Origin of the sequence: Kitasatospora sp. NPDC088346 (genome assembly GCF_044740765.1) — a bacterium.
GTDB lineage: Bacteria > Actinomycetota > Actinomycetes > Streptomycetales > Streptomycetaceae > Kitasatospora.
Genome location: NZ_JBIURH010000010.1, coordinates 70,467 through 83,631, shown reverse-complemented (window position 1 = coordinate 83,631; position 13,165 = coordinate 70,467). Strand labels below are relative to the sequence as shown.

Genomic DNA, 13,165 nt, shown 5'->3' with positions numbered 1-13,165 from the left:
GGGTGCGTCCCGGTGCCGCTGGTGCCGGTCATGGCCAGCTCCGTTCCCTGAGGTGCGTTCTCCGGAGCCGTCTCGTCGGAGCCGTCTCGTCGTTCCGGCCCCCGCCCCCATCGTGCTCCCCGCCCGGGGGCCGGGGAGTGGGCCCACCGGCCCTGACCGCGGGCCGGACGGCCCGATCGGTCAGCTCGCGCCGTCGGCAGCGCCCTGGTGCTGCGCGAGCCGGGCCACGATCCGCTCGGCCAGCCGCTCCACGGCAGCCCGGACCGGGGCCGACAGGCCCGTGCCGGGGGAGCAGTCGGCCCCCTCCACCGCGTAGACGACCAGTCTGCGCGGCAGCCGGTCCAGTTCGCGGGCGAGCTCGACGGCGTCGCCGAGGCCCAGCCCGTGGGAGCTGGCCGCGCCCTCGGAGCGCGCGAGGGGCCCGCCGGACAGTTCCAGGCGGTGCACCCGGCCGGGCTGCCCGGGGTGGGCGTGCGCCGCGTCCACGACGACGGCGAGCTCCGCCCCGTCCCAGTGGGAGATCAGCCGGGCGGGGTCGCCGTCGCACACCACGAGGGCGGGCCGGCCCGGCAACGGCATGCGCCCGGCCCGTTCCGCCAGCAGGGCGACCACGGCCCAGCCGGCGCCGTCGTCACGCCGGTACTCGTTGCCGACGCCGATCACGGTGACGCGCGCGGTGCTGTCCACCCCGCCTGCCCTTCCCGCCCGCACGGCCCGCCATCCCCGCCGGGCGCCGTACCGGCCCGTTCGAGGCGGGGGACGGGGCCACCTGGACCACCCCGGGCCGCCGCGCCGCGCCCGCTGCCGCCGGGCTCCCCATACTGGGCAGCACGGTGGCATCGGCCGGGGAGGTGTGATGGCGACGGACGACAGCGGTCGGGCGGTGCTCGACAAGGACGGCCTGGACGCCCTGGTCGCGGTCCTGGCCGGCCGGGGCCGGACGGTCGTCGGCCCGACCGTCCGCGACGGGGCGATCGTGCTGGCCGAGCTCTCCGGCGGAGCGGACCTGCCCTACGGCTGGGGGGTCGAGCTGGAAGCCGGTACGTACCGGCTGCGGGCCCGCGAGGACGGCGCCGCCTTCGCGCACAGCGCGGGGCCCCAGTCCTGGAAGACCTTCCTGCATCCGCCGCGGGTCCGGGAGTGGAGCGCCGACCGCACCGCCGACGGTGACCTGGTGGTGACCGAGGACGACAGCACGCCCCCGTCGTACGCGTTCCTCGGGGTGCGCCCCTGCGACCTGCGGGCCATCGCGATCCAGGACCGGGTGCTCACCGGCGGCCGGTACACCGACCCGTCCTACCGGGGACGCCGCGAACGGGCCTTCCTGGTGGCGGTGGAGTGCACCGACCCCGGTGCCACCTGCTTCTGCGTGTCCATGGGGACCGGGCCGGCCGCGGGACCGGGGTACGACCTGGCGCTGACCGAGGTGGTGGACGCCGGTGGCCATCGCTTCCTGGTCCGCGCGGGGAGCGAGGAGGGCGCGTCGGTGCTGGCCGAGCTCCCGCGGCGCCCCGCCGATGCCGGGACCGAGGCCGCCGCCCGCGACCGGGTCGCGGACGCCGCGGACCGGATGGGCCGCAGCATGCCACCGGTGGACCTGCGGGCGCTGATGCGCGAGACCCTCACCGCCGAGCGCTGGGACGACGTCGCCGCCCGCTGCCTGACCTGCGGCAACTGCACCATGGTCTGCCCGACCTGCTTCTGCACCTCGGCGGAGGACGTCACGGACCTGACCGGCGACCACGCCGAGCGCTGGCGGCGCTGGGAGTCCTGCTTCGACCTCGACTTCACCCACCTGCCACCCGGCCCGGTCCGGCAGTCGCCGCGCAGTCGCTACCGCCAGTGGGCCACCCACAAGCTCGGCACCTGGTTCGACCAGTTCGGCAGCTCGGGATGCGTCGGCTGCGGCCGCTGCATCGTGTGGTGCCCCGTCGGCATCGACATCACCGAGGAGGCCCACGCGCTCGACCGGGAGAGGGCCGGCGGGCCCCGGACGGCCGGGGAGGCGGACCCGTCGTGACCGCACCGCAGCACGGCTTCCTCACCGCCCTGGCACCGGCCCACCGCGACCGGCTGGCCGCGCTCGCCCGCGAGGTCCCGATCCCCGCGGGCGCCCGGATCTTCGAGGAGGGCGGCCCGGCCGACCGGTTCTGGATCGTCCGCTCCGGAGGCGTTGCACTGGACGTCCACATCCCGGGCCGGCCGCCGGCCGTCGTGGAGACCCTCGGCGAGGGCGACCTGCTCGGCTGGTCCTGGCTGTTTGCGCCCTACCGGTGGCACCTGGGCGCCCGGGCACGCGGTGAGGTACGGGCCGCGGAGTTCGACGCCGGACGCGTCCGTGCCGCCTGCGCGCAGGACCCGGCGTTCGGCCTGGCGGTGACCGCCCTCGTCGCCGAGGTGATCGCCCACCGGCTGCAGGCGACCAGGACCCGCCTGCTGGACCTCTACGGACTGCCCGGCGCGGCGACCGGCGGAGCAGCGGGATGACGGCGCCCGCGGCGGTGTCGCGCCCGGCCGCGCTCCCGGTGCCGTACCGGGTCGCCGTCCGTACGGCAGAGGCACCGGACACCGCCACGATCGTGCTGGAACCCGTTCGAGCGGCTCTGCCGCCCTTCGCGCCGGGGCAGTTCGCGATGGTGTACGCGTTCGGCGTCGGCGACGTCCCGCTGTCGGTCAGCGGCATCGACGGCGACCGGCTGACGCACACCGTCCGCAGCGTCGGTGCGGTCTCCGCGGCCCTGCACGGGCTGGCGGCCGGCGACACGGTGGCGGTGCGCGGTCCGTTCGGCACCGGCTGGGAGCTGCCCGCCGCGGCCGGCCGGGACCTTCTGGTCGTCGCCGGCGGCATCGGTCTGGCGCCGCTGCGCCCGCTGGTACGCGCGGCTCTCGCCGCACCGGGGGAGTACGGGCGGCTGAACGTCCTGGTCGGCTCCCGCACACCGCGCGACCTGCTCTACGGCCCGGAGGTCCGCGCCTGGGCGGAACGGGCCCGGGTGCTGGTCACCGTCGACCGCCCCGACGGGCGGTGGGACGGGGAGGTCGGCGTCGTGACGACCCTGCTCGACCGCGCCGCCTTCGACCCGTCATCGGCGGCGGCGTTCATCTGCGGGCCCGAGCCGATGATCCGCGCCACCGCTGCGGAGCTCACCCGCCGCGGTACCCGTCCCGACCGGATCGCGGTCTCCCTGGAGCGGACCATGCACTGCGCCACCGGCCACTGCGGGCACTGCCAGCTCGGCCCCCTCCTGCTGTGCCGCGACGGCCCCGTGGTCAGCTGGACGACCGCCCGGCCCCTCCTGCTCGTCAGGGAGTTGTGACGTGAGCGGGGAACCCCGCCGGCGTCCGAGGCTCGCGGTCTGGAAGTTCGCCTCCTGCGACGGCTGCCAGCTCACCCTGCTGGACTGCGAGGACGAACTCCTCGGCCTCGCCGAGCAGGTGGAGATCGCCCACTTCCTGGAGGCCTCCAGCGCCGACGCGCCGGGCCCCTACGATCTGTCGCTCGTCGAGGGCTCGGTGACCACCGCGCAGGACGTCGAGCGCATCCACCACGTCCGCGCCGTGTCCCGGCGGCTGGTCACCATCGGCGCCTGCGCCACCGCAGGCGGCGTCCAGGCGCTGCGCAACTACGCCGACGTCGCCGAGTTCCAGGCCGCCGTCTACGCCCGCCCCGACTACGTCGCCACACTGGCCACCTCCACCCCGATCAGCGCCCACGTCCCCGTCGACTTCGAGTTGCACGGCTGCCCGATCGACCGGCGCCAGCTCCTGGAGGTGATCACCGCCCACCTCGCCGGACGGCGGCCGGACGTCCCCGCGCACAGTGTCTGCTTCGAGTGCAAGCAGCGGGGCACGGTCTGCGTGACGGTCGCTCACGGCACTCCCTGCCTCGGACCGGTCACCCACGCGGGCTGCGGTGCCATCTGCCCCACCTTCCGACGCGGCTGCTACGGCTGCTTCGGGCCGTCCGACTCCACCAACTTCCCCGCCTTCGTCCCGCTGCTGCACCGCGACGGCATGGACACCCTCGACGTGGTGCGGGTCCTACGGACCTTCAACACCGCGGCCCCCGAATTCGAGGCCGCCTCCCGGAAGGAAGAGCGACGGTGACCCACCGCGGCTCCCGAGTGCTGCACGTCGGCTCGCTCTCCCGGGTCGAGGGCGAGGGCTCGCTGTACCTGCGGGTCCGGGGCGACGAGGTCGCCGAGGCGCGACTGGCCGTCTACGAACCCCCGCGGTTCTTCGAGGCGTTCCTGCGGGGCCGCTCGTACACCGAACCGCCCGACATCACCTCCCGGATCTGCGGGATCTGCCCGATCGCCTACCAGCTGAGCGCCTGCCGGGCCGTCGAGGACGCCTGCGGAGCCGTGGTGGACGGTCAACTGGCCGCGCTGCGCCGCCTGATCTACTGCGGCGAGTGGATCGAGAGCCACACCCTGCACGTCCACCTGCTGCACGCCCCCGACTTCCACGGCTGTGACGGCGTCGTGGAACTGGCCCGCTCCCGGCGCGCGGACGTGGAGCGCGGGCTGCGGCTCAAGCAGGCCGGGAACGCGATCATCGAGCTGCTCGGCGGCCGGGCGGTCCACCCGGTCAACGTCCGCCTCGGTGGCTTCCACCGGGTGCCGACCAGAGCCGAACTGCGGCCGCTGGCAGAGCTGCTGCGCCGGGCGAGGGACGACGCCGCGCAGACCGTGCGGTGGGTGGCCGGATTCGACTTCCCCGACGCCGGATCGGACCACGACCTGCTCGCACTGGCCGAACCCGGCACCTACGCCATCGAGTCGGGCACACCGACGGTGATGGCGGCCCCGCACACCGCCGGACTGCCCGCGGCGAGCCCGCACGCGCTGCCCACCCGCACGTTCGGCGTCCGCGAGTTCGGCGACCACGTGGTGGAGACCCAGGTCCCGCACTCCACCGCGCTGCACGCCCGGCTGGACGGCCGCCGCCACCTGACCGGCCCGCTGGCCCGGTACGCCATCAGCGGACACCGGCTCTCCCCGCTGGCCATCCAGGCCGCTCAGGACGCCGGACTCGGCGACCCCCGGCAGGGCGCGGTCTGCCGGAACCCCTACCGCAGCATCGTCGTCCGGGCGGTCGAGGTGCTGTACGCCGTGGACGAGGCCCTGCGCCTCATCGACGCCTACGAGCCGCCGCCGCACCCCCACGTCGAGGTGCCCCCGCGTGCCGGCACCGGCCACGGTGCCACCGAGGCGCCGCGCGGCCTGCTCTACCACCGTTACCGTCTGGACGCGCGGGGGGACGTCACCGAGGCGGTGCTGGTCCCGCCGACCGCCCAGAACCAGGACGCGATCGAGGAGGACCTGCGCCGCACCGTCGAGGACGGTCTGAGGACGGGCAGGCCCACCGACGCCGAGCTGACCGTCCGGTGCGAACGGGCCATCCGCAACCACGATCCGTGCATCTCCTGCTCCACCCACTTCCTCGACCTCACCGTGGACCGGGACGGCAGCGCCGGCTGAGGGCGCCGGCCGTGCGGCCGGGGGCTCAGGCGTCCGCGGGCCCGGCCGGTCGGGGCACGGTGACGACCGGACAGCGGGCGCGGTGCAGCAGGCCGTGCGGGACCGAGCCGAGCCGCATGCCGGTGAAACCGCCGTGCCCCCGGCGTCCGACCACGACGGCGAGGGCGTGGTCCGAGGCCCCGGCCAGTTCCTCCACGGGGTGGCCCCGGATCACCTCGTGGGTCAGGGACACGTCGGGGTAGCGGTCGGCGTGGCCGGCGGTGGTCTCGGCCAGCAGCAGCCGCAGCGTCCGGAGGGCCGATTCCTCGTCGACCCGGGCGATCAGCTGCGACTGCCACACCCAGACGGCGTGCAGGGCGGCGCCCCGCCGGGCCGCCAGGTCGAAGGCGAAGCCGGTCGCCGTGGCCGACGACGGACTGCCGTCCACGCCCACCACGAGGTGGGGAGGGCCTTCGCCGATGTGTTCGGGCTCGCGTACGACCACCACCGGGCAGGAGGCCTGCGCACTGACCGGGACGGCCACCGAGAAGGCGCTGAGGTACTCCTCCGCCCGGGAGAGCCGGCGCGACCCGACCACCACGAGCTCGGCGTGCCGCGACTCCTGGCACAGCACCTGGCCCGGGTTGCCGTCCACCAGGGCGGTGGTCGCCGCCAGCCCGGGACGCCGCTCGCCCGCCAAGGCCGTGGCCCGGTCGAGCGCCCGGGCGCCGTCGCGGTGGAGTTCCCCGTGGGGACGCCGCTCGGCGCGGTGCGGACCGGCGGAGGGCCGCGGTACGGCGTGGACCAGCAGCAGCGGCAGTCCCCGGCGGTCCGCCTCGTCCGCGGCCCAGGAGGTGGCGAGCCGGCCCGGGCCCTCGGCGTCGACGCCGAGAACGATCGGGCGGCGTGTGCTGACGGATGCCATGGCTCCTCCACCGGTGGTCGCGGCGGCGGCCCGTCGCGTCCCGGGCCCGTACGAACCGTAGGCAGCGGCCCGTCCCGGGCGGGAGGGCCGAGTGGCCCCACCACGCCGGGCCGGATTCCGGCCCGGCGCTGCCGAACTTCACTGGCGGACCGGGCGCCGGGAGTGCAGCGTGGGAGGTGACCGGATGGAAATGAGGTGGTTGCTCGTGACCGGGAACGGTTCGACCCCCCGTGTCGTGGTCGGCGTCGACGGCTCGCCCTCGTCACAGGCGGCGCTGCGCTGGGCGATGCGGCAGGCGGCCCTGATCGGCGCGACGGTGGACGCGGTGGGTGCGTGGGAGGCCACCCCGCTCTTCGCCGGGCCCACCGTCGTCGACCCCACGCTGGAGGCGGAGACGGCTCGTCGCCGGTTCGACCAGGAGATCGACGAGGTGCTGGGGGACACGCGGCCGGTCGAGGTGCGCGAGAGGCTGGTGCGCGGCAACCCGGCCGACGTCCTGCTGGAAGCGGCCGCCGGTGCCGAGATCCTGGTCGTCGGCAGCCGTGGTCACGGAACCTTCGCCCGGGCCCTGCTGGGCTCGGTGAGCGCGCGGTGCGCGATGCACGCGCCCTGCCCCGTGGTGATCGTCCGCCCGCCCGGCTGACCGCGGGACCGCCACCGGCGCCGGGATCAGAGCGAGAAGCGGTGGCTCTCGCCGGGCCGGACGGTCGTCGTCGAACCCCGGAAGCCGATCCGCACGGGATCCTCGGGGCCCTCGGGAAGGCGGACCGTGACGGTGTGCCGGTCGACGGAGACCGTGATGCCCCAGTGGCCGCGGTAGCGGAGGTCCAGCTCGATCCGGCCGATCGCCGACGGCAGCCGGGGGGCCAGCCAGAGCGTGTCCTGACGGATCTCCAGGCCGGTGTAGCAGCGCTGCAGCAGGTCGACGGTACCGGCCATCGCGCCGAGGTGGATGCCCTCGGCGGTGGTACCTCCCTGCACGTCGGTCAGGTCACCGTCGAGGGCGTCGCGGAAGAACCGCCAGGAGGCGAGGCGGTCGGTCCTGGTGAGGACCCAGGCGTGCACCACGGCGCTGAGCGTCGAGCCGTGCACGGTGCGCCGCAGGTAGTGGTCGGTCGTCCGGTGCAGCAGTTCGTGGCCGGCCGGGTACCCGAGCCGGCGCAGCAGGCCGCGGACCTCGCGCGCCGAGAACAGGTAGAAGAGCATCAGGACGTCCGCCTGCTTGGACGCCTTGTAGCGGTTGACCGTGTCGCCCTCGGCCTCCAGGATCCGGTCCAGGCGGCGCAGGTCCGGGTACCGCCGCCGGTAGGCCTGCCAGTCGAGTTCCGCCAGCCGCTCGTAGCCCTCGAACTGGCTGAGCACGCCGTCGTGGAACGGCACGTGGAGGCGGCGGCTCACCTCCTGCCAGCGGTCGAGCTCGTCGCGGTCCAGGGCCAGCCTCTCCAGAAGTTCCGCGCGCCGGTAGCCGGGCAGCAGTTCGACCGCGTCGAGGCCGCGGGCGAGCACCCAGGAAGCGAGCACGTTGGTGTACGTGTTGTCGTCGAGCCCGGGCCGCTCCGACCAGGGGTAGGCGTCGTGGTACTCGTCCGGCCCGAGCACGCCGCGGATCGAGTACCGCCCGCGCCGTGGGTCGTACGAAGCCGCGGACGACCAGAAGCGGGCGACCTCCAGCAGCGTCTCGGCGCCGGTGGCGGCCAGGAAGTCCACGTCACCGGTGGCCTCGTAGTGCTGCCAGACGTTGTACGCCACCGCCGAGCCGACGTGCCGCTGGAGGTGGCTGTGGTCGGGCAGCCAGCGGCCGGACAGCGGGTTGAGATGCAGCCGCTGCGACTCCTCCCGGCCGTCCGAGGCGCTCTGCCAGGGGTACATCGCGCCGCGCAGGCCGGCTGCCCGGGCGGCCTGCCGGGCGGCGTCCAGACGGCGGTGACGGTAGCGCAGCACGGCCCTGGCGAGCTCGGGGAAGCGCAGGTTGAGCAGTTGGAGGACGAACAGCTCGTCCCAGAAGACGTGGCCGCGGTAGGCCTCGCCGTGCAGGCCACGGGCGGGGATGCCGACATCGAGGTCGACGGAGTGCTCGGAGTAGGTCTGCAGGAGGTGGAACAGGTGCAGGCGCACGGCGCCGACGCCGTCGAAGTCCGTGTCGATCCGGCAGCGGCGCCACAGTTCCGCCCAGCGCAGCGCGTGGTCGCGGGCCAGGACGCCGAAGGCCGGCGCCTGCGCCGCCAGCGCCCGGGCGGCCCGCAGCGGAGCGCCGATCGCCGGGTCGCGGGAGGTGTACACGGCGACCGTCTTCTCCACCGTCACCGGCGATCCCCGCGTCACGTCCAGCACGAGGACCTGCGCCGCCCAGCCGTCCCGCAGCTCCTCGGTCCGGGTCGCCGGGAGAGGGGTTCCCGCCCGGTGCGGGCGGGTTCGGGCGGCGAGCGCGATCCGCAACGGCGACCCGGTCGCGGCCGCCTGGAGCCACAGCGTTCCGTCGGCGTCCGTGCCCTGCCCGTCCGGCAGCAGGTGGCGGCCGGTCAGTCCGCGGTAGCGCACGACGCCGGAGTTGGACAGCCGGGCGTCGATCCCCGAGCGGACCTCCAGCCGGCCGGACCAGTTCTCGGGGACCAACTCGGTCTCCAGCGCGACCAGGTGCGGCTGGGCCTGGCTGGCGATCCGGCGCTGCGTGAGCCTGGTCCGGCGGCCGGAGCCGTCCACCACCAGGGCGCGCCGGGTCAGCACGCCGTGACGCAGGTCCAGGTCCAGCCGCTCGGCCGTGGCGGGCCCCGCGAACCACTCGCCGCCCTCCGGCCGGAAGGTGAGCGGGAGCCAGTTGGGGCAGTTGATCAGGTCCTCGTTCTCGACGACCCGGCCACCGACCGTGGAGCGCGCGCGGTCGTAGCACCCGGCCAGGTACGTGCCGGGGTAGTGGACGCCGTCCGCCCGGCTCTCGGGAGCGGCCGCGCGGCTGACCAGGTAGCCGTTCCCCACCGCGCAGAGCACCTCCCGGACGCCTTCGTCGGCCGGGTCGAAGCCCTGGTAGCCGAGTCGCCAGGGACCGCAGCGCCCGGAGGCCCGGCGTCCCGGCCGCCCCTCCCTCACGGGGTGTCGTCCGGGGGCGTCGTCCCGGCGGCGCGGACGGCGCGTCCGGTGATCCGCCCCGGTTCGATCCGTACCCAGACGTCGCGCTCACCGCCGACCCATGGCCGGGGGTCCGCGTGCTCGCCGAGCCACCTCACGGCGTCCGCCTCGGCGACCCGGTGCGCCGGTCCGGTGACGAGGACGCTCCAGCCGGTGCCGAGGGCCTCGTCGAGCCGGTCGACCTCGAAGGCGACACGTTCGCCCACCGCGGTGGCGGCGGTGCTCGCCGCCGTGGTGCGGTACAGCACGGTGCCGTCCAGAACGCGGTAGTTGACCGGCAGGACCTGCGGACCGTCGGGCGTGGACAGCGCGACCCGGCCGACTCCACCCGGTGCCATCCGCGCCCAGCACTCCGACGGCGCCAGCTCCTCCACCACCGGGCGCGAGGACGGCCCCGCCTGTCCGGGCGGCCGGTCGAGGCCGCCGCCGAGGAGGTACCCGACCGAGGTGCCGAGCGTACCCGCGAGCACGGTGACCGTCCCCGGCTCGACGGTCGCCGGACGGGACTCCAGGTACTCGATGAAGTTGACCGTCATCCCGGCCCGCTCCGCCACCTGCTCGCGGGTGAGGCCCAGCTGTTCACGGCGGTGGGCGACACGGCGGCCGACCTCACCGGGCTCCGCGGGGCGGCTCCGGGGACGGCCGCCGCTCGTCGTGCTCATGAAGATCGTTCCTCTCCACCGTCACCCGGGCCCGGCCGGCCGCCGGGGCCTCCTCCCTTCTCATGGTCCGTCCGGCCGGACCCGGCCGCCAGGGCCGACCGGACCAGGTGGACCGGCGACGGGCCCCGTACGGGAACGGCGGTTCATCGGCGGGTCCGCCACCGACGTGCTCGGCGACCGCCCCACCCGGGCTCGCACCGCTGACCGAACGCGACCTCACCACCGTGGTGACCGAACTGCGCGGCCCCCGCTGCCGTCGGGCCGCGCCCGGGCCACCCGGCGCGGTGTCCCGGGCCGGTTCGGCCCGTGGGCGGTACCGAACGGCCCTGTGTCGACCCCCTTGTACCGGCGGACAGTTGGGGTACGGCACCACCAGCGAAGGGGTGAGGGCATGCACCACCGCAGCGTCCACGACGTGATGACCCAGGAGGTGGTCACCGCCGGGCCCGACACGCCGTTCAAGGAGGTGGCCGCGCTCTTCCACCGCAACGACATCACGGCGGTCCCGGTCGTCGACGACCGCAGGCGCCCGATCGGCATGGTCTCCGAGGCGGATCTGATCCGCAAGGAGGCCGTCCTGCCCGACACCGAGGGGTCGGCGCCCGGCCGCTGGCTGGACGCGAACGACCGGGCCCGGGCGGAGGCCGAGACGGCGGGCGGCCTGATGACCAGCCCGGCCGTCACCGCACGGGCGACGTGGTCGATCCCCGAGGCCGCCCGCGCGATGGACCGGCACCACGTGAAGCGGCTGCCCGTCGTCGACGAGGTGGGCCGGCTGGTCGGCATCGTCAGCCGTCGTGACCTGCTCCAGGTCTTCCTGCGACACGACGCGGCGATCCGCGAGGAGATCACCCACGACGTGCTCGGCCAGACCCTCTGGCTGGCCCCCGGCGACGTCCGGGTGACGGTACGGGACGGTGTGGTGACCCTCACCGGGCGGTTGCCGCGCCGGAGCATGGTCCCGATCGCGGAGCAGCTGTGCCGTGCCGTGGACGGCGTGGTCGCGGTGCACCCGACCCTCGACTGGTCCGAGGACGACACCGACGTCCGGGTGGAGCACCCCCGGGCCTACCACGCGAGCGGGTGAACGCGGCGGGAAGCGTCGGCGGGGCGACGGCGACCACAGCCGTGGGCCGCCGCCGACCCACCGGTACCCACCGGCCCGGCCGCACCGAGCCCGACCGGCCCGGGAATCGAGCCGATCGGCCCAAGCGGTGGTCCCGTGCGCGGGCGGACCGTGGGAGGTGAGGCACCAGCCTTCCCCCCCCCTCGACCGGGAGCCCGTGATGATGTACTGGAACGACCACGACATGGGCGGTTGGGGTTTCGGCCTGATGGCCATCGGCATGCTGCTGTTCCTGGGCCTGCTGGTCGTCCTGGCCGTCGCCCTCGGCCGCTACCTCGGTCAGACGCCCCGACCACGCCCGCCCGACGCGCGCCCGTCGTCGTCGCCGCCGTTGCCGTCGCCCGAACAGCTGCTCGCCGAGCGCTTCGCCCGCGGTGAGATCGACGCCGACGAGTACCGCCACCGCCTGGACACCCTGAGATCGGGTGCCACCGGGCCGGTGTCCGGCTGAATCCGGCGATCCAGGGAGCACACCATGGACATCCTCGTCCTCGACGCCGCCGCGGTGGAGCGTCTGATCGCCGCCGCGGTCGCGGCGCCCTCCATCCACAACAGCCAGCCCTGGCGCTTCCGGCTGGATCCGGACACCTCCACGATCGAGGTGCGGGCGCTCCCCGAACGCTCACTGCCGGCGACCGACCCGGACGACCGGGCGCTGCACATCTCGGTGGGGGCGGCGGTCCTCAACCTTCGGATCGCCGCCCGCCGCGCGGGCTGGGCGCCCGCGGTCCGGCTGCTTCCCGACTCGGCCGAACCCGACCTGCTGGCCGAGGTGGAGCTGACCGACCGCTCCCACGCCCGACTCGCCAGCACCGGTGAGCTGTACGACGCGATCTGGCGACGCCACACCGTCCGGACCCCGTTCACCGGGCCACCGATCCCCGCCGAGGTGCTCGACCGGCTCGCCGAGACCGCACAGGCGGAAGAAGCACTGTTGCACTTCCCGACCGGTGACGAGCGCGCGCGGCTGCTGGAGCTGACCGCGGAGGCCGAGCGCCGCAACACCACGGACCCCGTGCGCAGCTCGGAGAGCCGTCGTTGGATCCGGGGACCGGGCGCTCCGGCGTACGGGATCCCCGCTGCCGCGCTCGGTCCGCAGGACAGCGACGGCCGGATGCCGATGCGGGACTTCACCGCCATCCACCCCCAGGAGCCCCTGGCGCCGGCGCTGTTCGAGACCCGGCCGTGCATCGCCCTCCTCTCCACCCGGGGCGACGCGCCGGTGGACTGGCTCCGCGCCGGGATCGCCCTGCAGCACCTCCTGCTGGTCGCGACCGTGCACGGGGTCCGGGCGTCGCTCCTCCACCAGGCCATGGAGTGGCCGGAGCTGCGCCGGGTCGCCCGGGATCCGCAACGGGGCCCGAGCCACCCACAGGTGCTCATCCGCCTCGGCTACGGCCCGGAAGGCGCGCCGACCCCCCGACTCGCCGTCTCCGATGTCCTCGACCCCGATGTCCTCGACCCCGATGTCCTCGACCCCGACGACGGGGACCCGCGCCGGCCGTGAAGTGGTGCTCCGGGCCGTGCCCCGGCCGGTCGCGCGGGGGAGCCTGGAAGCACCCGGTCGTGGCCGGACGGGAAGGAGCGCAGGATGAAAGGGGACATCGGCGGCCGTCTGCTCGTCGAAGGCCCGACCGCCGGCGCGCCCCGCCGGGACGGTGCGGTCGTCGCCCTGCACCACGAGGTCGGCACTCCGACCCACGACGTCCGCCGGTCCGACACCGGACGGATCACCCCGGTGGTCCCCGGGCCCGGTGCCCGCGCCCACCACGTCCGGCACACCGAGCACCCGCGGACGGGGCCGACCGCCGGACGACGTCCGGGACGTGCCGGGCGTCCCGCCCGTCCATCCCGTGTCCAGTGAAGG

14 protein-coding genes are annotated in these 13,165 nt (G+C 75.2%); 10 read left to right on the top strand and 4 right to left on the bottom strand.

What is annotated here, in order from left to right; all coding sequences use genetic code 11:
- Nucleotides 1–180 precede the first annotated feature (180 nt).
- On the bottom strand, nt 181–687 hold the full coding sequence (locus tag ACIOFR_RS16150; RefSeq protein WP_400997132.1) for a hydrogenase maturation protease: 507 nt from the start codon (nt 685–687) through the stop codon (nt 181–183).
- 169 nt (nt 688–856) lie between these two features.
- On the opposite strand from ACIOFR_RS16150, the gene ACIOFR_RS16145 reads away from it, so the two are divergent.
- Genes ACIOFR_RS16145 through ACIOFR_RS16125 form a run of 5 tightly spaced genes read left to right on the top strand, consistent with a single transcriptional unit; the run spans nt 857 to nt 5,483 of the window.
- Nucleotides 857–2,020: a 4Fe-4S dicluster domain-containing protein gene (locus tag ACIOFR_RS16145; RefSeq protein WP_400997130.1), complete on the top strand. Its 1,164-nt coding sequence runs from the start codon at nt 857–859 to the stop codon at nt 2,018–2,020.
- Nucleotides 2,017–2,487: a cyclic nucleotide-binding domain-containing protein gene (locus ACIOFR_RS16140; protein WP_400997128.1), complete on the top strand. Its 471-nt coding sequence runs from the start codon at nt 2,017–2,019 to the stop codon at nt 2,485–2,487. The genes ACIOFR_RS16145 and ACIOFR_RS16140 overlap by 4 nt, the downstream gene beginning before the upstream one ends.
- A complete protein-coding gene (locus ACIOFR_RS16135) occupies nt 2,484–3,317 on the top strand; it encodes an FAD/NAD(P)-binding protein (protein WP_400997125.1) in 834 nt (277 codons plus the stop codon). The genes ACIOFR_RS16140 and ACIOFR_RS16135 overlap by 4 nt, the downstream gene beginning before the upstream one ends.
- Before the next feature lies 1 nt (nt 3,318).
- Nucleotides 3,319–4,107: an oxidoreductase gene (locus ACIOFR_RS16130; RefSeq protein WP_400997123.1), complete on the top strand. Its 789-nt coding sequence runs from the start codon at nt 3,319–3,321 to the stop codon at nt 4,105–4,107.
- Complete coding sequence (locus ACIOFR_RS16125) at nt 4,104–5,483, top strand: Ni/Fe hydrogenase subunit alpha (RefSeq protein WP_400997120.1); 1,380 nt, start codon at nt 4,104–4,106, stop codon at nt 5,481–5,483. Before ACIOFR_RS16130 ends, ACIOFR_RS16125 begins: the two co-directional genes overlap by 4 nt.
- A gap of 25 nt (nt 5,484–5,508) precedes the next feature.
- Here the strand turns inward: ACIOFR_RS16125 and ACIOFR_RS16120 are convergent, their stop codons facing one another.
- Nucleotides 5,509–6,387: a universal stress protein gene (locus ACIOFR_RS16120; protein WP_400997117.1), complete on the bottom strand. Its 879-nt coding sequence runs from the start codon at nt 6,385–6,387 to the stop codon at nt 5,509–5,511.
- A 286-nt stretch (nt 6,388–6,673) separates the two neighbouring features.
- Between ACIOFR_RS16120 and ACIOFR_RS16115 the strand changes: the two genes are divergently transcribed.
- Nucleotides 6,674–7,030: a universal stress protein gene (locus tag ACIOFR_RS16115; RefSeq protein ID WP_400997414.1), complete on the top strand. Its 357-nt coding sequence runs from the start codon at nt 6,674–6,676 to the stop codon at nt 7,028–7,030.
- A 26-nt stretch (nt 7,031–7,056) separates the two neighbouring features.
- Here the strand turns inward: ACIOFR_RS16115 and ACIOFR_RS16110 are convergent, their stop codons facing one another.
- Together ACIOFR_RS16110 and ACIOFR_RS16105 are read right to left on the bottom strand one after the other, a co-directional pair.
- Nucleotides 7,057–9,471, bottom strand: a complete 2,415-nt coding sequence (locus ACIOFR_RS16110; protein WP_400997114.1) for a glycoside hydrolase family 65 protein — start codon at nt 9,469–9,471, stop codon at nt 7,057–7,059.
- Entirely contained in the window at nt 9,468–10,172 is a 705-nt protein-coding gene (locus ACIOFR_RS16105; protein WP_400997112.1) for a helix-turn-helix domain-containing protein, read from the bottom strand. The genes ACIOFR_RS16110 and ACIOFR_RS16105 overlap by 4 nt, the downstream gene beginning before the upstream one ends.
- Before the next feature lie 391 nt (nt 10,173–10,563).
- Between ACIOFR_RS16105 and ACIOFR_RS16100 the strand changes: the two genes are divergently transcribed.
- The 4 genes from ACIOFR_RS16100 (at nt 10,564) to ACIOFR_RS16085 (ending at nt 13,162) form a co-directional block, all read left to right on the top strand.
- On the top strand, nt 10,564–11,259 hold the full coding sequence (locus tag ACIOFR_RS16100; RefSeq protein WP_400997110.1) for a CBS domain-containing protein: 696 nt from the start codon (nt 10,564–10,566) through the stop codon (nt 11,257–11,259).
- 199 nt (nt 11,260–11,458) lie between these two features.
- On the top strand, nt 11,459–11,749 hold the full coding sequence (locus tag ACIOFR_RS16095) for an SHOCT domain-containing protein (protein ID WP_400997107.1): 291 nt from the start codon (nt 11,459–11,461) through the stop codon (nt 11,747–11,749).
- Between the two features lie 24 nt (nt 11,750–11,773).
- Nucleotides 11,774–12,805 carry an Acg family FMN-binding oxidoreductase gene (locus ACIOFR_RS16090; protein WP_400997104.1) on the top strand — a complete coding sequence of 344 codons (1,032 nt, stop codon included), beginning with the start codon at nt 11,774–11,776 and terminating at the stop codon, nt 12,803–12,805.
- An 84-nt stretch (nt 12,806–12,889) separates the two neighbouring features.
- The gene (locus ACIOFR_RS16085; protein ID WP_400997102.1) at nt 12,890–13,162 is read left to right on the top strand and encodes a DUF1918 domain-containing protein; all 273 of its coding nucleotides are present in this window, start codon (nt 12,890–12,892) and stop codon (nt 13,160–13,162) included.
- The last annotated feature ends 3 nt before the right edge of the window (nt 13,163–13,165 follow it).

Excerpts from the sequence above, each read along its gene's own strand:
- ACIOFR_RS16095 (WP_400997107.1), top strand. The coding sequence starts at position 11,459 with ATGATGTACTGGAACGACCACGACATGGGCGGTTGGGGTTTCGGCCTG.
- ACIOFR_RS16100 (WP_400997110.1), top strand. The coding sequence starts at position 10,564 with ATGCACCACCGCAGCGTCCACGACGTGATGACCCAGGAGGTGGTCACC.
- ACIOFR_RS16145 (WP_400997130.1), top strand. The coding sequence starts at position 857 with ATGGCGACGGACGACAGCGGTCGGGCGGTGCTCGACAAGGACGGCCTG.
- ACIOFR_RS16105 (WP_400997112.1), bottom strand. The coding sequence starts at position 10,172 with ATGAGCACGACGAGCGGCGGCCGTCCCCGGAGCCGCCCCGCGGAGCCC.
- ACIOFR_RS16090 (WP_400997104.1), top strand. The coding sequence starts at position 11,774 with ATGGACATCCTCGTCCTCGACGCCGCCGCGGTGGAGCGTCTGATCGCC.
- ACIOFR_RS16115 (WP_400997414.1), top strand. The coding sequence starts at position 6,674 with ATGCGGCAGGCGGCCCTGATCGGCGCGACGGTGGACGCGGTGGGTGCG.
- ACIOFR_RS16085 (WP_400997102.1), top strand. The coding sequence starts at position 12,890 with ATGAAAGGGGACATCGGCGGCCGTCTGCTCGTCGAAGGCCCGACCGCC.
- ACIOFR_RS16120 (WP_400997117.1), bottom strand. The coding sequence starts at position 6,387 with ATGGCATCCGTCAGCACACGCCGCCCGATCGTTCTCGGCGTCGACGCC.
- ACIOFR_RS16135 (WP_400997125.1), top strand. The coding sequence starts at position 2,484 with ATGACGGCGCCCGCGGCGGTGTCGCGCCCGGCCGCGCTCCCGGTGCCG.